Raw genomic sequence first — 20,873 nt, forward strand, 5'->3', positions numbered from 1 at the left:
GGGGGGGGGTTTCATCCCCCACTGATGGTTAGGTGAACCAATCGGATCTTTAGGGACAGTTGCCCTTTAGGGCTTACTGTCCCTTAAGAGTGGGATAAAATTCTAATCAATTTCTAATTTATCTTTCTCCCTTCTCTCATTTTCACGGGATATAGTGAACCTGAAGACGATAAGGAGGAGATAACATGAAGAACAAACTGTTGGTGGCAGGTTTGGTGGCAGGAGTTATCATTGGGGGAACGTTCACAGTGGGAGCAAGTGACAAGGATGACGTTGCCCGCCAGAATGATTCGAAGATGTCAGGAATTGAAACTGAGCATGGCAAGACGTTTATTAAAACGGAATCAGCAAATGGGAACTCAGAAACAAGCGTTAAACAGCTTACTGTTGAGCAAGCAACGGAAATTGCAAAACGTGCAGCAAGCGGCGGGATTAAAGAAATAGAAACTGAATACGAACATGGCCGCCTTGAATACCATTTTGAATTTAAAGATGGCAGCAAGGAAACTGAAGTCCGTATTGATGCTTTGACTGGCAAAGTCATCAGGGTAAAACTCGACGATGATGACAAAGATGATAATGAGCGCTCTGCTTCCGCCGCCTCCAAAGTCGACAGTAAAACGGCTAATGATAAAGGCTATGACGACAATGGTGGAAATCGCAGTGATGAAGACAGCGATGATACCGGCTATGATGACAATGGCGGGAGTCGCAGCGACGATGACAGCGATGATACTGGCTATGATGACAATGGCGGGAACCGCAATGATGACGACAGCGACGATTCTGGCTACGACGACAATGGCGGGAATCGCAATGATGATGACAGCGACGATTCTGGCTACGACGACAATGGCGGGAACCGCGACGATGATGACCGCGGCGATTCTGGCTACGACGACAATGGCGGGAATCGCGATGATGATGACAGCGAAGATACTGGCTACGACGACAACGGCGAGAATCGCGATGATGATGACAGCGGTGATACTGGCTACGACGACAACGGCGGGAATCGCGATGATGATGACAGCGACGATAGAGATGACGATGACGTAAAAAGCAGTAATGATAACGATAATGATCGCGGCGATGACGATAATGATGATGACTATGACAGGTAAACATAGTTGAGAAAACAGAAGGTAGGATCCCATGGGATTCTACCTTTTTTACTTTTCTAGCCTATTATGATTTTTCATTAAAGTTCTTTCACAGATGCAGGCAGTAACTTGTTCAATTTGGAAATAAAACTGGGAGTATAAAATTCTAATCATTTTCTAATCTTTCTCTTCTAATTCTCTCATTTTCACAGGTTATAGTAAAAATAAGAAGAAAACAAGGAGGATAAATAAAATGAAAAACAAATTAATCTCAGCAGGATTGGTAGCAGGAATCATTATCGGAGGAACATTTGCAGTAGGAGCAACTGAAAACGATGATGCAGCTTCTAAAAAATCACCTGCAACTTCTAACACAGTAACCAATGGCCAGCAAATCACGCTTGAGGAAGCTACCGAAATCGCCAAACGTGAAGCAACCGGTACGATTGAGGATGTGGAGAAAGAAACTGAACATGGGCGCCTCGTTTATGAATTTGAATTTGAAGATGGCCCTAACGAAACGGAAGTTCATATCGACGCTGTCTCCGGCGAAGTTACTAGGGTGGAGCATGATAGAGATGACGACCGAGATGATGACCTTGATGACCGCGACGATAATGACGATGACGACAATGATGATGATCTAAATGACTCTGATGACAAAGACGATAACGATGATGACAGTGACGATGAGCGCATTTAACTAATTTTGTAGTAGAAAAGCAGAATCCTGACTTGAGGATTCTGCTTTTTTATTATAACTGAAGTGAAATATATTTTATTTCCAGGAATTCGTCGATACCATGGTGGCTGCCTTCCCTGCCAAGCCCGCTTTCCTTCATGCCGCCAAATGGCGCCTGGGCCGTCGATGGAAGTGCGTCATTTACTCCAACAATGCCAAATTCAAGATTTTCCGAAAAATAAAATGCCTTCTTGAGTGATTGTGTATGTACATAAGCAGCAAGGCCATAAGGTGTATTGTTCGCTCGATGGATTACTTCCTCATCATCCTTGTACGAGCTGACCGGTGCAACAGGTCCAAAAGTTTCCTCCTGCATGCAAACCATCTGATCTGTAACACCTGAGAGAATGAGAGGCTGCATGAAGTAGCCCTTCCCTTCTTCCACCTGGTGTCCAGAAATTATTGTTGCGCCCTTCGAAACTGCATCGTCGATATGCCGTTGGACTTTTTCAATGGCCCGGTAATCAATTAAAGGTCCAATGTCAACAGATTCACTAAGGCCGTTCCCTACCTTCATTTCCCTGAATGCTGCAGCGAACGCATCAAGGAATTCCGTCTCTCTGCTTTCGTGAACATAAATCCGATTCGCACATATGCAAGTTTGCCCTGCATTCCGAAATTTGGACTGAATCACCCCTTCTACAGCCGCAGGAATGTCGGCATCCTCTGCAACAATAAAAGGTGCTAGCCCGCCAAGCTCCAGCGATACCTTTTTGACTGTATCTGCCGCTTTCCTCATCAACAGCTTACCAACTGGTGTTGAACCGGTAAACGTAATTTTTTTAACACGAGAATCTTCCATCCAGACATCGGAAACTGCAACAGCATCGGTTGTTGTCACAATATTAATGACACCAGGCGGAATACCTGCTTCCTGCGCACATTCAGCGAGCAGCAAGGCTGTCAGTGGTGTAGCAGGTGCCGGCTTGATGACCGCAGTACAGCCTGCTGCAAGTGCAGGTGCGATTTTCCTAGTAATCATCGCAGCAGGGAAATTCCAGGGAGTGATGGCAGCAACGACACCGACCGGTTGTTTCTGGATAAGGATCCGCTTTGATCCGGATGAAGCTGGGATTGTTTCACCGTAAATCCGCTTAGCCTCCTCTGCATACCACTTCACAAATGAATTGGCATAGCTAATTTCTCCTCTTGCTTCCTGTAGCGGTTTTCCTTGTTCAGTCGTAATCATCACAGACAGCTCTTCTTTTCTTTCCTCAATAACCGTATACCATTTTTCGAGTAAGGATGCACGTTCATGGGCGGTCTTTTTTGACCAAGTTAGAAAAGCTTCGTGTGCCGCGTCGACAGCAAATCTAGCCTGATCGGGTCCACCATCAGGCACATACCCGACTGGTTCGAGTGTGGCTGGATTTTCCACCATGAAGGTCTTTTCCATAAAAAGTGGTTCACCGTTTATGTACATTCCTTTCGTTGATTCGGATGTTGTCATTGCAAGCCCTCCTTTTGAAAAAAGTATAGCATCACTAATAGGGTTTTTGCTTACAGGAGACTCCGGAAAATACACCAAACGCAGTGGGGATTTAGTACTTTTTCAGTATTTAATCCCATCGTGATGTTGGTTATCATTAAATGAAAGCCTTTACATTTTGGAGGAGATATGATGATGCACTGGAGGCATTTTCATCTTGGATTTACATTTTTGCTTCTTATCAATCTATTAATCGCCCCGTCCCTGGTCCAAGCAACTTATAAAACTACAAAACCAAAGGTATCTTACCCGCTTAAACAATGGGAAGCGGTATCCTATGACAGACCAGAGCAATATGCCAGCTTTACAACTAAAAAGGATTTTTTTATTAAGATGCGGGATGGTATCATTCTTACTGCTGACGTGCATCTTCCAGATGGCCCAGGCCCCTTCCCCGTCATCCTTACACAAACACCCTATAATAAAAACATGAATAGCAGTGAAAATCTTAATGAGTACTTTATTAAGCGCGGCTATGCACACCTGGTTGTCGATGTCCGGGGAACCGGCTCATCCCAGGGAACATGGGATTCATTTGGTGAGTCTGAGCAGCTTGACGGCAAAGAGCTTGTTGAATGGGCGGCATCACAGCAGTGGAGCAATGGCAAAGTGGGTTTGTACGGATCTTCGTATCGGGCAATTAACCAGCTGTTGACGGCTGCCCACCAGCCAGAAGGCCTTAAAGCAATTTTTCCAATTGTCCCAATGGGGGATATGTTCCGCGACATCCTTATGTCCGGGGGAACCGTTAATACTGGCTTCATCCCACTTTGGCTTGGCCTTGTTACCGGCAGCGGTTTGATGCCGCCAACCTATACCCTTTCCGAACCAATCCTGGCATCGTCGGTTCTATTAGGGCATGCCGGGCAGACAACAGGTTTTCCAACAAGCACTTTGGCATCAGTCCTGACAGGCGGAGAATTTGCGTATGATGGGCCCCAAGCTTGGATGCGTTCGCCGCTAAGCGTCGCTGACCGTATCAAAGTTCCGGCCTTTTTCGCAGGCGGATTGCATGATTTATTTCAAAGGGGAACACCTCTTTTATATGAACGGCTTAAGGCTAATGGAATACAGACTAAGCTTTTGATGGGTAACTGGACACATGGAAACTATGGAAGCGGCCTGCCGGCAGATAATGTACCGACTCTTGACCATTTGGCACTGAGATGGTTCGATCAGTATTTGAAAGGAATCAATACTAACATCGGCAGCATTCCGGATGTGACCCAATATGTAATCGGAGAAGACAAATTCGTTGTACAGCCTGGCTGGCCGCACCAAAAAACCGTAGCACAGCAATTTTATCTCAGGGCGGGGGGTCTTTTAACAAAGGAAACACCATCATTGCTCGAGATGCCAAAATCTATGCTGCAGCAGCCATTGAACGGCGTCTGTTCAGGTAGCACGAATCAATGGATGGCTGGTATTCCGGATCCGATTCCATGCACGAAGGATAATCGATTAACAGAATTGACCGAACTTACCTATACGACGGCACCGGCAAGTAGTGATTTACGCGTCTCCGGTCCAATTGCAGCCAAAATTTTTGCAAAAACAACGGCGAGGGAGCTTGTCCTTTCCGTCCGTGTTACGGATGTGTCACCGGATGGGTCATCCCGTGAAATTACTGCTGGCTGGCTTGCAGCCTCACACCGCGCTGTTGATGAAAGCAAGAGCCGCTTCCTTGACGGACAAATGATTCAACCGTGGCATCCCTTCACAAGGGAGGCAGCTATGGACGTAACACCTAATGAAGTGATGGAGCTGAATGTGGAAATCTTCCCTTCCAATTTTGTCATAAAAGAAGGACACAAACTTCGGGTCGCGATAGGCCCGAGTGACTTCCCGCATTCCATGTCACCGGCACCGCAGCTCTTGAATCAGCTGGGCGGGATTGCGACAATCATGAACACGAAACAATACCCTTCTTCGATTGTCCTGCCTGTTGTACAGGAACAATAAATGAAAGAAGCTGTCCCAAAAGGTCTTGAAATCCATGACCTGTCGGGGCAGCCTTTTTATTTTTGCGCATTCCACTAAATTCAATCAAAAGGAATTTTCCTTCTGTATCTATACTAACTTCACATTACTTATTGACTGCCGAGCCAACTTCTTCAAGTTATTGATGGCCTAGTAAATACCTTTTTCTCGACGAATCTCCCTCTGCTGGCCCTAGTTCTGTCTAGTAAAAGCTTTTTTCTCGACGAATCTCACTCTGCCGGCCCTAGTTCCGTCTAGTAAAAGCTTTTTTCTCGACGAATCTCACTCTGCCGGCCCTAGTTCCGTCTAGTAAATACTTCTTCTAAACTCTTCTCACTCGTTGTTTTTTCATAAGCTTTTCATTGTGCTATAGCATAATTTCGTGCGATGTTATGCTACCGAAGAATACTCTTGTAGTGGCCTGAAGAAAATGTCGTACCATCAGTTTGATCTGTAACCATCATCGCATTCCAAGCCATGATGGTTACAAGAAAATTGAGGAGCTATATCAAGGATGACAAATGGCTAGGCTCTGAACCGGACTGGCCCCTGGCCGCCCTAAGGTACGCAAAACTCCTCGTGACAAGCAAGATAGGCGTGTCTCTGCGATGATGATTCACAAGGGCTTTCTTTGGTTGGGGAAGAAGAAATCACAGAGTCAAAAAGAGGGGGGCCCAAGCATACTGCTAGGACACCCTCCTCCTTTTTAGTTATAGTTTATTCAGGATGGTTGGAGCTGCCAATTTAATGAATTCCTCTGGAGGAAGTTCGCTATTCCTTTTCCACTCGACTGAAGCCCCATAAAGACCCCAGCTTAACATGGCAGCTGTTAACTTTAATTCCGATTCCGTTTTCGTCGAATGCTTTTTTGCCAGCATATTATACAGAATGATTTCAATCTGCTCTCTAATAATTCGAGCGATCGTATCTTGATAACCGACATGGCAGCGGTTTGACAAAGTCATTTGGAAATTGGTGATAGCCAGGAACATACTGACAAGTGCATCCTCATCCAGTTCCTTATCAATGAAATCCTTGTCATTCAATTTAATCTGCAATACCTCAGACAGAACTTTTTCAAGAAGGTCGTATTTATCCTCGAAATGATAATAAAACGTAGCCCGGTTGATCATCGCCTCAGTTGTTAAATCCTTTATTGTAATATCCTTAAAATCCTTCTTCCCTGACAATTCGATAAAAGAATCCATAATCAGCTTGCGGGTCCTGAGAATTCTTGGGTCTGTTTTTAACTCTTCCACTATGTGTCACCTACTTTTTCAACAATTTTCCCGATGTGTTGGATATACGACAGACCTGAAAAACTATTGGTTTTGATGATATTTATTATCCCCTAGAATAAAGATGAAGGCAAAGAACCAGCTTCCAAAGCTGGTTCTACTAGTAAACTAAAAATGAAAGCGGGGAGATTATTGTGGAAAGAAACAATAATATGGTTTGTGACTTGGAGACAGGTATTTGTGGGCCAGCTGAAGACAATGGCATTGAAATGATTAACTTCAATCAACCTAAGAAAACAATCAATCTTTACTATGTGACGGATCCAATTTGCTCACATTGCTGGGCGCTCGAGCCCGTGCTGCGCCGCTTTATCGAGCAGTATGGACATGTTTTTAATGTTCATACGGTGATGGGAGGTTTGTTGGAAAAATGGGGAGACGGACCTATCGACCCCGCAAATGGAATCTTTAAACCTGCCGATGTTGCCGGCCATTGGAGAGAAGTTGGTGAGTACTCCCGGATGCCAATAGACGGTTCACTGATGATTGACAATCCGGTTCAATCATCCTTCCCTCCTTCCCGGGTTTTTAAAGTCATTCAGCGTAACCATGGTGATGAACTTGCCACTGAATACTTAAGGCGAGCACGAGAGGAGCTTTTCGCCTTTAACAAAAACATTTCCGATAATTCAGTCCTGGTTGGAATCGTTGATAGCATCGGCCTTAACGGGGAAACGATTGTGAAAGAAGCCCATCAGCCGTCCGGACACCAGCTTTTAAATGAAGATTTTGCACTTTCAAGGAGCCTTGGCGTAAGAGGATTTCCAACGATCATTATGATGAATGAAGAAAATAAAGGTGTTAAAATGGTCGGCGCACGCCCGCTGGACTACTACGTTGACGGATTAAAGCAGGTCCTTGGCACTGGAGAGGTTCAGGTGAAGCAAGTGCCACTTCTTTCCTCCCTTCTGAAAAAAGAAAAGCTGCTGTTTTCTAAAGAAATTGAAGTGATGTATGACATTGAAAAATCTGATGTTGCTGCTTTTGTAAAAATAGAACTTTCACCAGGAAGTTTTCAGGCAAACGAAATCCTTGGGGAAGTGTATTATACATCGAACTAAATACAAAAAGAACTCGTCCGGAATTTTGAACCGGACGAGTTCTCTTTAGATAGACAGGATTTCCCTGATATCTTCCTCTGTGAGGGTTGTTGTCCCCTTTTCCCCATTATCAATAAGTTCTTCAACAAGATGACGTTTTTTCTCCTGCAATTCGTTCATTTTTTCCTCAATTGTGCCTCGAGTGATCAGCTTAATAACTTGGACAGGATTTTTCTGGCCCATGCGGTGTGCCCTGTCCGCAGCCTGTTCCTCGACTGCAGGATTCCACCAAAGGTCATATAAAATTACAGTGTCGGCTCCTGCTAGATTCAACCCGGTACCCCCGGCTTTCAGGCTGATCAGGAAAAAATCACGCTCTCCTTCATTGAATCGATTGCACACATCGACTCGTTCCTCAGGAGGCGTTTGGCCGTCCAGGTAAAAGAAAGGAAGCCCCTGATAGGTAAATTCCTTGCGTATCAGCTCAAGCATTTTTGTAAATTGAGAGAATATCAGAACTCGCCTTCCGGATTGCCTGCATTCATCGACAATTTCGAGCAACTGTTCGAATTTCGCAGAGCGCCCCTGATAATCTTCCACAAATAGTGACGGATGGCAGCATATTTGCCTCAGCCTCGTCAATCCGGCAAGAATTTTGATCTTGTTCTTCCTGATTGTTTCTTTATCAAGATGCTTCAATGTTTGAAGGCGGAGCTTTGATAAAAAGGCTGCATATAGCTTCTTTTGTTCAGGGAGCAATTCGATTGATTCGACTGTTTCCAATTTTTCAGGAAGCTCGGCTAGCACGTCTTCCTTGATCCTCCTTAGCATAAAAGGACGAATTCTCCGCGCAATCTGCTTTCTCGTCAGGTGGCTGTATTCCCGAAGGCCCTGAAACAATTCCGGAAAGACAATGTGAAAAATCGCCCATAATTCTTCTATCGAATTTTCGATTGGCGTACCGGTTAAAGCAAATTTATGGTTTGCTCTAATTTTTTTCACTGCCCGGAATGTCTGTGTGGTTGGATTTTTAAAAGCCTGTGCCTCATCAAAAAAGACACTGTGGAACGATTGCTGTTCATACCATCCAAGGTCTTTCCGGAGCAAAGTATAAGTGGTAATAAGCACATCCACATCACCGAGATTATTCTCCAGCTTTTGTCTTTCCTCTCTATTCCCATCAACCACAATTGCATTGATTTCTGGTGCAAACTTGAGGAATTCATTCAGCCAATTGTATGTGACGGCAGTCGGACAAACAATCAAAGCATGACTGTTGTTCATCCGAATCTCAGGGAGCACGGACAGAATAAACGAAATGCTTTGCAGCGTTTTCCCTAGTCCCATGTCATCGGCAAGGATACCCCCGAAACCATATTCGGCCAGCCTTTTCATCCATTGATATCCCGCAGCTTGATAGTCTCTAAGCGTTGCTTCAAGCGAAGGCGGGAGTGGATACGCTGTTTCGGTTCCGGCCATATCAAGGAAAGTCCGAAATGAGTCTTCAAATTGAAAAACGTTTGCTTCGTCCGGCCCGTCAAGCATCCGCAAGCCTTCGAGAAGCGGTACGTTCAACCCCTCTTCAAGGTCCGCCGTTTGGATTGGTCCTGCTTTCAGGAATCGTTGAATTTCTTCGAACTCGCGTGTCTCGAGAGACATCAGCGCACCATCCCGCAACCGGTAGTACTTACGTTTCACTTCAAGCGCAGCGAGCACATTCTTAATTTCCTGTTCAGATATCCCTGTCAGTTCAAACTTGAATTCCAGCCAGTTGGTACGCTCTTTCTTCACTTTTACGCTGATCCTTGGCTGCAGATTCTCGCGAAAGATTCTGTTCCTGACCGAAGTTGTCGCATAAACCTGGGTAAGCTTTTGCAGCCTAGGGAGGATATGATATAAGAACTCATACTCCAGCTCCTCATTATGCAAAAAATAACCGCCTTCGGTCTTTGCAAATGAGCTTTCCTCCATTATTTCAAGTATTTCATGTTCTTTTACCCAATTGCGGATCACTCCGGGACTTGAATCAATCGTATTGCCATCAAGAGGATCAATTAAATGATGTCCGTAATGAAATTCAAGCCCGGCAAGCAGCCGGTTTTTCACACGATCAAGATAAAGCTTGGCGACCAGTGGCTTTCGTTCGTAGCTAGACATGGACTCCTGAATTTGAATAGTTCCAAGATTCCTTAAGGCCGGAACAATTTTTTCCTGAAAATAAGCCGTCTGATCCGCTGATACCGGAATTCTGCCTGAAGCAGATCCCTTCATCAGCACTTGAAGTTCGGAAAGTGTCGCGGCTTCTTCCCGAGTAAGCTGGACCAGCTTCCCATCTGAAAAAACAGCGTCATATGCTTCCAACAGGAAAACCCGGTCCATTCCTTCTATTTCTAAGTAATTTCTGCCTGGTTCAGTTTCAGATAGTTCTATTTTTAATGGAAGATACCCTTTGGATACATTGAAACTTTTGTACTCCATTCCATCGATAATTAGCTTTACATCTTGTGCCTTTTCGAGAAGCTGGGCGGCTTGGTGCCAGGAGGATGGGGGTATCAGCATTGACTGGGCTCTTGCTTTTACTTCCGCCCCCACTATGGCTTTCTCATCCTCAAGAATCTTAATTAACAGCATAAGAACATCATCTGCTTCTTTTTCAAAGCAATGAAGAGCTGGATTGTATAGGGATACGGAACTCATAGTGCCGTTTTGCACCTGTTCAAGGAATTGGCGGATGTCCTCGGTGGACTTTTCAAATAAAGAAACTTCAATTCCGAGCATCCATCTCCCGTTCGCTAGTTTAACGGGAGTAACGATAAATACAGGATTCAGCACTTCCCTTGTCTCAAAGTGAAGCTGCTTGCGGCTTTTGAGCTTTGATTGGTTCCTGAGCAGGCTCTGAAAGTTGTTTGCAGCACCTTGCTTTGAAGCAGGATTTTCCTTCTGTTCATTCAGCTGATTCGACAGGGCAAGAAGCACTGCCGCAACATGCTGGCACTCCTGCCGCACTGATGCAAGTGTCGGACAGCTGCACGATGTCTGGAATCCCCCTTTTCCATTGGATTCGACAAGTACATGAAAATCCTCTGCACCTTTAACAATTGCTGAACAGTTTGAACTGGTAAGAGATTGGATAACCACTTTATTCGCCTGGTAAAACGCCGTACCCCTTTTCAAGGACACGACCCCGCAGCGATCTTTAATCATTGATTGAGTAACTTTTATAGTCAAGGAGTGTTTCGTTCCTTTCATTTTCATTCCAAAGTAACTTTAATTATAGCCTGTTGGGATATTTGTTTCCAGGGAAGGTGTTTTGGAATTCCGCTTTAGATTAAGGTAGGAAAGGTAATTTTCTGTTTGGGGAGGTGGAAAATGGGAAAGGAGCTTGCTGGTAGTTACAATGGTGGGTTTTCCGTTTCTACAATATGCTTTTATACTGCTCCAGCGGTACTCTTCTGGTTGTTCCGCCAGGCCTGCCCTGATGGGGTTAAGATGGATATACCGGCTTAGTTCCAGTTCGTATCTAGGGTTGGTAACAAGGAAGGACTTATATCTTCTCTCAAATACATAACCGCTATGACGATGCTTTTTATTAAAATACCTGGCATACCCAGCATTTATAGCTTGCATGATTTTACTTAGAGGGTGCTCAATCGTTTCAATCTGAAGATGAACATGGTTAGGCATAATACAATATGAATGAAGGTTAAAAGGATATCTTTGCTGAACCATTTTAACGAAATCCAGATACATCTCCCTGTCCTCATCAGAATGAAATAATATTGTTCTCCGGATTCCTCTGCTTATGACATGAAATTGGGCACCTTTAAACCAGACTCGATTCCTTCCAGACAAGCGCATCACAACCTTCTTAATTGTTTATAATGGAATAATGAGTGGAGAGTTTCTACAGAAATGTAGAAATTTAGAAGGATTTACACGGTTATTATTTCTCTTTTCAAAAGCTATTTCCTTCTTTTTTTAAAAATATTTTCTCCAGTAAATACTTTTGAAAATAAGTATTGCACGGTTGGTTAGTAATAGGCTGCTTCCTTAATAATAAAGTGCTTTTAATTTACTAATATTCAAGCGGATTGGCTAGTAAGTCTCTGAGTAGTACTAGTTTTAAGTATAGGATTGCTAGTGAGCCTCTGAGTAGTACTAGTGATAAGTTGCCATATTCTGCATCCAACTAGGAATATAGTGTAGCCTCCGGGATATAGCACTTTTAGTACTACTCTGAGTACTACTAGTTTTTCATTCGAGATGACTAGTGAGTCTCTGCGTAATACTAGTGAAAAGTTGCTATATTCCGCATCCAACTAGGAATAAAGTGTAGCCCCCGGGATATAGCACTTTTAGTACTACTCTGAGTACTACTAGTTTTTCATTCGAGATGACTAGTGAGTCTCTGCGTAATACTAGTGAAAAGTTGCTATGTTCCGCATCCAACTAGGAATAAAGTGTAGGCTCCGGGATATAGCACTTTTAGTACTACTCTGAGTACTACTAGTTTTTCATGCGAGATGACTAGTGAGTCTCTAAGTAATACTAGTGAAAAGTTGCTATGTTCCGCATCCAACTAGGAATAAAGAGTAGCCTCCGGGACGGGTGTAGTTATTCTGGCACTATTAGTTAGTCGAAGCAAAAACCCCTCACAGTTTAAAAACCAGGAAGGGCATATCCAAGTATTAGTTTCCTTTCATTCCAGGCAGCTCAGGTGCTTCAAAGACAGGAGGCTCCCCACCCAACGTCTTCAAAAATGCGAGCAGATCCGCCTTCTCTTCCTTTGTCAAACCAAGCGGCATAAATTGTTTCATAAAGATGCTTTTGTTCGGATGGTTTTCCCCTCCGCTATTGTAATACTCGATGACTTCTTCAATTGTCTCAATGCTGCCGTCCCTCATATACGGGCCGGTGTGGGTTATTCCATACAATCCAGGTGTCCGGATCCGGCCCAAATCATCTGGATCCTTCGTTACCGCGAATCGGCCTTCATCCTCAGACTCCAGACCAATATTGTAGTAATTGTTGTCGGACAGATTCATTGCGTTGTGGCAGGTAACGCACATCGCCTTGCCGACAAACAGGTCGAGCCCGCGGACTTCCTGGTCAGTCAACGCGTCATTTTCACCCTCGAGGAACCGGTCGTAAGGTGTATCCCGAACGACAATCTGCCGTTCAAATGCCGCAATGGCCTTTGCAATGTTTTCTTTCGTTATCCCGTTCCCAAATGCTGCTACGAACAGTTCTTCATATCCTGGTATCGCATTCAGTTCTCGTATCAATTCATCGAGCTTTTGGTTCATTTCATTTGGATTTTCGATTGGGCCAAGGGCCTGCTCCTCCAGCGAAGCTGCACGGCCATCCCAGAAATTGGTCTTATAGTATCCAGAGTTAATGACGGTAGGAGAATTCCTTGCCCCGTTAGTCCCATCGATTTTTTCAAAGACCGCTTTGCCGTCCCCATAACCAAGGTCCGCCTCATGGCAGGATGCGCAGCTCCGGTCGTTTTTGCCGGATAGGCGCGGGTCAAAATAAAGAACCTGGCCAAGCTTCAAAACCTCGGGTGTCATCGGATTATCCTCGGGTATTGGAATGTCGCCAATTGGCGTCAGCGCCTGATGAGTCTGCAATACATATTTAAGTTCCTCGGTTACCTCAATAGCCTGTTGATCATCTTCGGTTGCAGAAGGTTTGCCGGTTGGACTCGGGACAGATGATTCTTTCCCGCATCCTGCAAGATTAATTACTATAAAAATAAGAAAAAGCAAAGCAATAGTGTATTTAGCCATAATGGAAGTACCTCCGAATCTGCACTGGTACTTTCATTATAAATTCCTCAAGCCAGCAAAAGAGCATCGCAATGTGAACAATTTTCTAAACGTGGAGAACTTGAAAACCCGATGACTTGGAGACCACCTAACTATAACCTCAAACTTCTAGTTGAACTAAACCAGTCTTCTTGGAAACCACACCTCTTGGAAAACCGTTCATCAAAATCCATTTCCAAATATAATTCTCTTATAAAAAAATCCTCCACACAAAAGTGCGAAGGACTCTTTCGCTTTCTAAAACCTAATCAATCGACCTCGCCACACCTTGTCTTTTCCCCTTGCCTTTTTCACGGAAAATAAGCCAGACAATGAGGCTGAGTGAAATGAGCAGCCCCTCAAGCGAAACGATATACCAGGGGTAAGGCCCGAGAAAGTCCAGCAAACTTGCGGTTTCGGGTTTATGGCTCAAATACATGTAGTTGCCGCCGACCAGTTTGTTGATTAGTATGACAACGGGCAAGAGCAGGTTCAGGAACACGAACAGTTTCACGACCGACCAAATCGTTGGGCGGTAGCCGTGAACCCATGTGAAATAGAGCGGGACGAGCACAATCATTAAATGCGTATAGAAAAAGTGTATGAACCGGAAATGCGGGAAATCGAAAAAGAGATATGGAGTTGCCAGCGCCTGAGTCGCACCAAGCAGCGCGGTGTAGAGCAAAACATCGTAGACCGCCTTGCTCTGCGTAAACAGCAGGATTACAGCCAAAATGAGGCTGATGCTGCACAACCCCGCAGGCAGCGAATCCATCGATCGCCAGACGCCATTCGTATACATCCAGACATTATAAAGAGTCTCCATCATAACCATTGAGACGGCTGCCCCGACTTCAATTTTACGATGGTGCCTTCCTTTCAATTTTTCCCGAAATAAAAAGATTCCGATGGAAGCAGCAATTAGGATTCCCAAAATAACCAGGTGGGAGGTTCCAAACATCTCAAAGCGAATATCCTTCGAACTTCCGCCGAACCATTCCATCCGGCTCACTCCTTCACATAAGCTAATCATTTACTTATTACTATGTACGGTCTTGTAAAAAATGATTTAGCCTTAGTTTTTCCTCGCCATGTTTTTTTTGGTCCACTTTGAGAGATCATTGCCCTTCAGGACATCTCCAAGCAAATCGGGCAGGAGATTCGGACTGCAGCCAAAGCTAGGTATCCCCATTTTACCAAGCCTGCTGGCAATGGCTTCATCGTAACTCGGCAAACCTTGATCCGAAAGAGCTAGCAATGCGACAACCGTCACCCCGGATTCATGCATTTCTTTCATCCGCCTTAGCATCGCAGCCTGGTTACCGCCCTCGTATAAATCGGAAACGAGCAAAAAGATTGTTTTTCCAGGGTCAGTGATCAAGGTTTGACAATATGCGAGTGACTTATTGATGTCAGTACCTCCACCGAGTTGGATGCCAAACAACAAATCCACCGGATCATCCTTGGCCTGCTCAGTCAAATCAACGAATTTATCATCAAACGCCACAATATGAGTCTTCAAAGCCGGTATACTCGCAAAAATTGAACCGATGATTGAGGCATAAATGACTGAGTTTGCCATCGAGCCGCTCTGGTCAATATCGAGAATGATTGTCCAATTGTTCGAATTTCTTTTTCTATCAAAAAAGTAAAAGCGCTCAGGTACAATAATTTTTCGTTCTTTATCATAATTTTTCAGATTGCGCTGAATCGTATATTTCCAGTCGATGCTTTGCGTGCCGCCGGAAATGAGCGTTCTTTCTTTCCGGTTCAATGCACCCTTGACGGCTCTCCTGACATCGTTTTCGAGGAGCCTCTTAATGTCTTCCACCACACTCCTGACCAGTTCCCTCGCTGTATCCTTCGTGCGTTCGGGAATCCTTCCTTTCAGCGCCATAAGTGTCGCAACCATTTCAATGCTCGGTTTTACATTTTTAAGTGTTTCCGGTTCAAAAAGAAGCTGGGTTAGTCCTTTTCTTTCAATTGCATCCTGTTGAACGACAGATACGATGTCATCCGGAAAAAAGCTTCGGACATCGCCAAGCCACTTGGCAAGCCGGATTCCGCTTCCAAGACCTCCAATAGAAGCCATTCTGCCCCCTTCCTCGGTCCCCACACCGGTTTCCGTATCATAGAGTGCAGCAAGCGCTTCGTCCATCACCATTTCTTCGTCTGTTAGCAATTGCTGGCCTTCCGTACCAGCCAATTCTTTTTCAGCAGCCTGGCCGAGAATCAATCTCCAGCGTTTTTTTTGGCTATCCATATTACCAGTCCCCAAAATCAAAATCATTTAGTTGATCTAGCACCCGTTCTTCCGAATCACTTATTTCGTCGTTCAAGTATTCACTTACCTCCAAAGCCTCCAGACCCCAGAAGCCTGCGAGAATTTCGGCAATCCTCGCCTTGTCCGAGGCGGTGAAGGCAGTAAAAGATCTTCGCAAAAATACGAGAGCGCGGAGGAACTCCTCATCTGACAATGTTGCGATGTAGGTGTCCATTTGCTCCCACAGAAATGGGCGGGAAATCAGCGCATACTTATTCCTCAAGCAAAGCCCCTCAAACCAGGCTCCGCCAAGGTCAGCGGGAATTCCAGGAGAGAGCCTTCTTGATACTTCCTGCTCCAATTGTTCCGGCGCAAGTTCATTCCGTTCCAGAAGCACTGCACAGCCATATCCTGAAAGCAGCGGGTTCAGATCATCCCGACTGCCCACTTCCCTCAATGCAGCAAGCCAAAGGCCTTCATCAACATGTTCATAGAGCTCCCGGGCAGCCTCATTCATGTCGCGCATTCCTTCGATAACCCCGCGTGCCGCATCATTATTGCATAAGGCTGCACTTGGCAAAAGAAGCGTCCCCCTAAGGAACAGTCTGGCTATAAGAGGAATGAGCGGTGCAGTATCAAGGCCTCGCACATCACCAAATTGAAGGACATAAGCAAGCTGAGCAATGGCTGAAGCAGTCTCGTTAAAATCCCCTGTTTCGGTGCCCAGCCTTACCACAGCCCGCCTCGCCTCTTCCATCATCCCCATCATTCCGCATAAATAGCTGTCACGAATTACGCGTGACGCCTCGGCAACATTATTTGCCTTTTCTAACCTTTCCTTCAATACAAAGGCAACGGCTAGCTCAATCGTTTCACCCAATAGCGTTGATTCTACAAGCTGGATTTCAGTTTCAGGGCTCCAGCGAAGGTTCCACAGCTCCCCCCAGTTTCCATGGCCCTGGCTATAGGCACCCTGGCTGGCAAAGTCGACACCCAGTGTTTTCAGCTGATGAAAAAAGAATGACCGGTTTCTGTCCAGGAATGCGGCTTCCCTGCTTTTCACCCGCCTGTTTTCCCGGAGGTCAAGCTGTATTGAAGCAGAAACATTGGTTTTGTATTTTGTCAGCTTTAGCTCTTGCAGCCTTCTCTTAAAATCTTGCTGTACCGGCGTTTGGGCAATTCCTTCAGGCAGTCGGCCAATATCTGCCCCAATTTCAATTTTAACGCAGGCAGGAGATATAACTGAAAAATCCCCATGTCCAAGGCACATCGTCGCTGCATCCCTCAAATCACGAAGGGTTGGCCTTCCATTTCTGAGGGAGGCGAGCGCATATGCAAGCCGGCAGGCCTCCATTACTTCTGCTGTTGAACGGAATGTTCCTGTCTTCCTTAATTCAGCTGCGAGAGAGGTTAAATAAAAGACCGGAAGCTTTTCCGGGTCTTCCTCCATGAGGCAGTCCCAAACCATTTTAAAATAAGCCGGTGCATGATTGCCGGCACCATAGCCTGAGCGGGACGAAAGCCTGAAATTCGAGTACGGCATTAAAGTCAAATTAACCGGCACTATTGGAAGTCCATTCAATTCAGCCTCCCCGCCGTCCTCATCAAGCAGCCCTTTAATATGGAACCCCCCTGTGACGACAACGGTTTTCTCAGGAGAATGGCCTCCCAAAATAGTCGCCTTAATTCGGCTTCTCATATACGCTTCACGAATGGCGTTATGCTTTTGCTCCGATTTACTGTCTGTCTCAGTCGCTTGTGAACGGAGCTCAATGGAAAATGCATTCATGGAGGAGATGAAGGAGTGCCCATTTCTGATAGTCTCGAATGAACGTTCCCAATATGATTCATAATCATGCTCGCCCGACAGCCTCGCTATCTCATCATATATTGAAACTCGATCCTCCACCTGCATTCGATCATCCTGATCGTCCGATTGCTCTACCCTTGCAATTGCAAACGAATTCTCTGCCGGTAAATCGATGAACTCCACGTGTGCGCCATGATCAATAGCCCAGAGAATTGCCCGGTATTCCGGGGAATAGTCAGCCAAAGGATATACAATTGATTCAATCGGCAACTCGGTTGTATAAGCCATTATGGCAATCGGAGGTTTTACATGTTTCCTGGCAATATCCTCCAGAAGCGGACTCATATCGGCAGGCCCTTCGATCAGGACGGCTGTAGGATTGATTTCATCGAGAACCCTCTCTAAATGCCACGCTGCAGCTGGAGACAAATGGCGCACCCCGAATACATGAGGCTTCATCGCCCGTTCATCTCACTGCATGCGTTGTACAGCTTGCGCCACTCGGAGCCCCTTTTCTTCATCACATTCTCCAGATACTCCTTCCAGACGATGCTGTCCTTCTCTTCGTCCTTAACAACCGTCCCCTGCAGCCCGGCAGCCACATCTTCCTCGCTAATTTGTCCAGTCCCGAAGCTTCCGGCCAGCGCCATGCTGTTTGTTAGAAGTGAAATCGCTTCTGCTGTGGAAATAACGCCGCTTGGCGATTTAAGTTTTTCTTTCCTGTCCATGGTCATTCCGGCTCGAAGTTCCCGGAAAATTGTTACCACTTTTTCGACCAGTTCTTCGGAAGGCAATTCAGCCTGAAGACGAAATTGGGAAGACAGTTCGCCGACTCGCTTGCGGACGATGTCCATTTCAGTCTCGATATTACCTGGAGTCGGCAAAACTAGAATGTTAAAGCGCCTCTTTAAGGCCGAAGACATTTCATTAACACCGCGGTCACGTGTATTGGCAGTCCCAATAATCGAGAATCCTCTTACTGCGGAAACTTCCTCGCCAAGCTCAGGGATTGTCATGCTCTTTTCTGATAATATGGATATCAGTGCATCCTGAACCTCGGACGAGCACCGCGAGATTTCTTCAAAGCGGGCAATTCCGCCAGTTTCCATGGCCCGAAAAACCGGACTTTTGACAAGAGCCTCTACAGAAGGCCCGTTTGCAAGCAGCATCGCATAGTTCCAGCTATAGCGGATTTGCTCCTCTGTTGTACCTGCTGTCCCCTGTATGATTTTTCCTGAGTCGCCGTGAATAGCTGCGGCAAGCAATTCGGACAAAGTTGATTTTGCAGTTCCTGGCTCACCAATCAACAGCAGCGCTCTGTCAGTTACAAGTGTGGCAATCGCCATTTCTATAAGCCTTTTATTTCCGATATATTTGGGGACTATCTCTTTCTTCCCTGCAGTTCCGCCCGCAATGAACGTATAGACCGATTTTGGTGACAGCAGCCAGCCTTCGGGAACATTCCCCTTCTCTTCTTTTCTCAAAATCTCTAATTCTTCCTGATACAGCTTTTCTGCTGGCAACCGCAGTAATTCTGTCATTATATTTCCCTCCGCGAGCTCATTTCACCGGATATCTCAAACAATATCTCTTTAATTTTTTCATTGTTAATTTCGGTTTTAGCGATTTCCTCAAGCCTGTCTGCCTTTTCGGCTGGCAGCTGATACAGCAATGCCAAATTCTCATTCGCCTTATAATAATAGTAGCTTCCTGATTTCATCGATGCGTCTGTCTTTTTCAATACTTCGTAAACCACCTCGAAAACATCCTGGTATCCAATCTGGAAGAGCGAAGCCAGGGCCAGCACGGTTGTTTTGTCATTAAAGGTTGGTTTTTTGTTTATTTTTTCAAAAATAAAATCAAGGTGTGCTTGTCCGTGAACCTTATGGGCCATTCTGAATACGAGTTTATGTTCATCTTGTGAAATCAATAGCGGAACCCATCTGTCATCCCACTCAACCGTTGAACTCAGATCTGCTTCTTCGTAATTCTCCCGGTAAGGATGCCACATAAATTCCTCATCGAACACCCTAAGGCTATTTTTAAGGAACACAAGCTCTTCCATCGCCTCCAGGATTGCCAATCGGGCGGAATCTTTGCCCGATTTTTCAACATAACCAGAATACATGTCGTAAATTTCTGCGGCAGAACGATGGCGCAAAGATGCCTTTAAGGATAAACCAGCAAGCTTTGCTTTTTTTGGCAAAAGAAAAAGCTTTTCAACAAATTCTACATACTCCTTCTTTGGCTGCCTCATTAGAATATCGGCTGCTTTGCGTACAGCATCTATTGAAACCCGAGAGTCTGCAGCAACTTCCTGAAGGAAAGCACAAATTTCCCCGCTATTTGCACCCTCAAGAGTCCAAATTGCCCAAAGCAGCGAATGGTCATCAGGTTTCTTTTTGGCGTCCTTCTGCTCGTGGTACAGCTTTTTTGCATAAGAAAGCATCGTATCTGCCATTGCGGCTGACGGATGTGCTCCCGCCACTTCAATAATTAATTCCGAGTCCTTTGTTTCGAGGGCGTTTGCGATGCAATCCAGTGCTTCCGAGGTTGCCCGCTTTGCAAGGGAAGTGAAGGCGGCGCGCCTTATGTCCTGCTTCTTTGCCTTAGTGTAATCAATCAGCACATGTTCACACTCAGCATAGTCTGCCAGAATCCCAAGAACTGTCTCCTTCACCCCTGGGGAACCTGTTTCGAGAGCCTCCAGGTAAAATGGCAGCCCGTCTTTCCCAAGAATCGTATGGATGGCACGTATCCGTCGGCTGTCCCCTGCTTTTCCTTTTGGATTGAAAGACTCTTTTATCAATGGAACAATTTTTCTTCCGAATCCCGGTATAACCTTTTCCTCGATAAAATCTGCCAGAAGCGCATTCGCATCATCCAATGCTGAAATTAATGGCAGCACGAGCCGTAAGTCATTCATTTTTCCAGCAAAATGTGCTTCCTTGACTACTTCAGTTCTCCCTGGACCCGTAGATTCCAATGCCTGAAGAATGGAAGCCAAGGAAAGATAAGCCATATCAGTCTGATAGGGAAGACTATAGTTTTCATAGGCAATTTCACCTTGTTTTCCGGTAGTTCCCATTGTATATAAGACGGATGACAACAGTTGCGAAAGCTCTAGCAAATCATCAGCAGAACTGCCGCTTCCGTATGCAAGTTCCTCAGTCAATTGACTTAGGCGTTTAAATACGGGGACTTTCTCTCCCATTTTCTTTAAAACCGGGATCGCCTTTTGCAGTTTCATGTCACCCCGAGCCAGGTCACTGCCTGCAATGGCAAACCTCCGCGTCTCTTCCTGCAATTCTAGTAAAACAGGTATGCTCATAGTTCCC

The 20,873-nt window shown here is 45.4% G+C and carries 14 protein-coding genes; 4 read left to right on the plus strand and 10 right to left on the minus strand.

Going from position 1 to position 20,873, the window contains the following annotated elements:
• The first annotated feature begins 185 nt into the window (after nucleotides 1–185).
• Nucleotides 186–1,124, plus strand: a complete 939-nt coding sequence (locus TY16_RS25160) for a PepSY domain-containing protein (protein WP_052342659.1) — start codon at nucleotides 186–188, stop codon at nucleotides 1,122–1,124.
• Nucleotides 1,125–1,356: 232 nt separating this feature from the next.
• On the plus strand, nucleotides 1,357–1,806 hold the full coding sequence (locus TY16_RS09350; RefSeq protein WP_052342660.1) for a PepSY domain-containing protein: 450 nt from the start codon (nucleotides 1,357–1,359) through the stop codon (nucleotides 1,804–1,806).
• Between the two features lie 52 nt (nucleotides 1,807–1,858).
• Here TY16_RS09350 and TY16_RS09355 read toward each other — a convergent pair whose 3' ends face one another.
• Nucleotides 1,859–3,268 carry an NAD-dependent succinate-semialdehyde dehydrogenase gene (locus TY16_RS09355; RefSeq protein ID WP_155922334.1) on the minus strand — a complete coding sequence of 470 codons (1,410 nt, stop codon included), beginning with the start codon at nucleotides 3,266–3,268 and terminating at the stop codon, nucleotides 1,859–1,861.
• A gap of 198 nt (nucleotides 3,269–3,466) precedes the next feature.
• Between TY16_RS09355 and TY16_RS09360 the strand changes: the two genes are divergently transcribed.
• Nucleotides 3,467–5,296: a CocE/NonD family hydrolase gene (locus tag TY16_RS09360; protein WP_052342661.1), complete on the plus strand. Its 1,830-nt coding sequence runs from the start codon at nucleotides 3,467–3,469 to the stop codon at nucleotides 5,294–5,296.
• Between the two features lie 728 nt (nucleotides 5,297–6,024).
• On the opposite strand, the gene TY16_RS09365 is transcribed toward TY16_RS09360, so the two are convergent.
• Nucleotides 6,025–6,573 carry a TetR/AcrR family transcriptional regulator gene (locus TY16_RS09365; protein ID WP_155922197.1) on the minus strand — a complete coding sequence of 183 codons (549 nt, stop codon included), beginning with the start codon at nucleotides 6,571–6,573 and terminating at the stop codon, nucleotides 6,025–6,027.
• A 191-nt stretch (nucleotides 6,574–6,764) separates the two neighbouring features.
• Here TY16_RS09365 and TY16_RS09370 point away from each other — a divergent pair, with 191 nt between their 5' ends.
• Nucleotides 6,765–7,673: a DsbA family protein gene (locus TY16_RS09370; RefSeq protein WP_043934622.1), complete on the plus strand. Its 909-nt coding sequence runs from the start codon at nucleotides 6,765–6,767 to the stop codon at nucleotides 7,671–7,673.
• A gap of 45 nt (nucleotides 7,674–7,718) precedes the next feature.
• Here the strand turns inward: TY16_RS09370 and TY16_RS09375 are convergent, their stop codons facing one another.
• The 8 genes from TY16_RS09375 to TY16_RS09410 form a co-directional block, all read right to left on the minus strand.
• Nucleotides 7,719–10,832, minus strand: coding sequence for a DEAD/DEAH box helicase (locus tag TY16_RS09375; protein ID WP_442853249.1), 3,114 nt, complete (start codon nucleotides 10,830–10,832; stop codon nucleotides 7,719–7,721).
• Nucleotides 10,833–10,919: 87 nt separating this feature from the next.
• The gene (locus TY16_RS09380; RefSeq protein ID WP_043931614.1) at nucleotides 10,920–11,510 is read right to left on the minus strand and encodes a transposase; all 591 of its coding nucleotides are present in this window, start codon (nucleotides 11,508–11,510) and stop codon (nucleotides 10,920–10,922) included.
• Between the two features lie 830 nt (nucleotides 11,511–12,340).
• Entirely contained in the window at nucleotides 12,341–13,444 is a 1,104-nt protein-coding gene (locus TY16_RS09385; protein WP_052342662.1) for a cytochrome-c peroxidase, read from the minus strand.
• Between the two features lie 283 nt (nucleotides 13,445–13,727).
• Complete coding sequence (locus tag TY16_RS09390; RefSeq protein ID WP_043931616.1) at nucleotides 13,728–14,465, minus strand: YwaF family protein; 738 nt, start codon at nucleotides 14,463–14,465, stop codon at nucleotides 13,728–13,730.
• A gap of 72 nt (nucleotides 14,466–14,537) precedes the next feature.
• The gene (locus TY16_RS09395) at nucleotides 14,538–15,725 is read right to left on the minus strand and encodes a VWA domain-containing protein (protein ID WP_043931618.1); all 1,188 of its coding nucleotides are present in this window, start codon (nucleotides 15,723–15,725) and stop codon (nucleotides 14,538–14,540) included.
• Nucleotide 15,726: 1 nt separating this feature from the next.
• Nucleotides 15,727–17,994 (minus strand): DUF5682 family protein, encoded by a 2,268-nt coding sequence (locus TY16_RS09400; protein WP_043931619.1) that lies wholly within the window; start codon nucleotides 17,992–17,994, stop codon nucleotides 15,727–15,729.
• Complete coding sequence (locus TY16_RS09405) at nucleotides 17,991–19,076, minus strand: ATP-binding protein (protein ID WP_043931620.1); 1,086 nt, start codon at nucleotides 19,074–19,076, stop codon at nucleotides 17,991–17,993. The genes TY16_RS09400 and TY16_RS09405 overlap by 4 nt, the downstream gene beginning before the upstream one ends.
• Nucleotides 19,076–20,866 carry a hypothetical protein gene (locus TY16_RS09410; protein WP_043931622.1) on the minus strand — a complete coding sequence of 597 codons (1,791 nt, stop codon included), beginning with the start codon at nucleotides 20,864–20,866 and terminating at the stop codon, nucleotides 19,076–19,078. Before TY16_RS09410 ends, TY16_RS09405 begins: the two co-directional genes overlap by 1 nt.
• Between the last annotated feature and the right edge of the window lie 7 nt (nucleotides 20,867–20,873).

This window comes from Bacillus sp. EB01, assembly GCF_000613125.1.
GTDB lineage: Bacteria > Bacillota > Bacilli > Bacillales > Cytobacillaceae > Bacillus_D.

What these genes read in the sequence shown, in the direction of transcription:
- TY16_RS25160 (WP_052342659.1), top strand. Translation starts at nt 186, where the DNA reads ATGAAGAACAAACTGTTGGTGGCAGGTTTGGTGGCAGGAGTTATCATT.
- TY16_RS09350 (WP_052342660.1), top strand. Translation starts at nt 1,357, where the DNA reads ATGAAAAACAAATTAATCTCAGCAGGATTGGTAGCAGGAATCATTATC.
- TY16_RS09355 (WP_155922334.1), bottom strand. Translation starts at nt 3,268, where the DNA reads ATGTACATAAACGGTGAACCACTTTTTATGGAAAAGACCTTCATGGTG.
- TY16_RS09360 (WP_052342661.1), top strand. Translation starts at nt 3,467, where the DNA reads ATGATGCACTGGAGGCATTTTCATCTTGGATTTACATTTTTGCTTCTT.
- TY16_RS09370 (WP_043934622.1), top strand. Translation starts at nt 6,765, where the DNA reads ATGGTTTGTGACTTGGAGACAGGTATTTGTGGGCCAGCTGAAGACAAT.
- TY16_RS09380 (WP_043931614.1), bottom strand. Translation starts at nt 11,510, where the DNA reads ATGCGCTTGTCTGGAAGGAATCGAGTCTGGTTTAAAGGTGCCCAATTT.
- TY16_RS09385 (WP_052342662.1), bottom strand. Translation starts at nt 13,444, where the DNA reads ATGGCTAAATACACTATTGCTTTGCTTTTTCTTATTTTTATAGTAATT.
- TY16_RS09390 (WP_043931616.1), bottom strand. Translation starts at nt 14,465, where the DNA reads ATGGAATGGTTCGGCGGAAGTTCGAAGGATATTCGCTTTGAGATGTTT.
- TY16_RS09395 (WP_043931618.1), bottom strand. Translation starts at nt 15,725, where the DNA reads ATGGATAGCCAAAAAAAACGCTGGAGATTGATTCTCGGCCAGGCTGCT.
- TY16_RS09400 (WP_043931619.1), bottom strand. Translation starts at nt 17,994, where the DNA reads ATGAAGCCTCATGTATTCGGGGTGCGCCATTTGTCTCCAGCTGCAGCG.
- TY16_RS09405 (WP_043931620.1), bottom strand. Translation starts at nt 19,076, where the DNA reads ATGACAGAATTACTGCGGTTGCCAGCAGAAAAGCTGTATCAGGAAGAA.
- TY16_RS09410 (WP_043931622.1), bottom strand. Translation starts at nt 20,866, where the DNA reads ATGAGCATACCTGTTTTACTAGAATTGCAGGAAGAGACGCGGAGGTTT.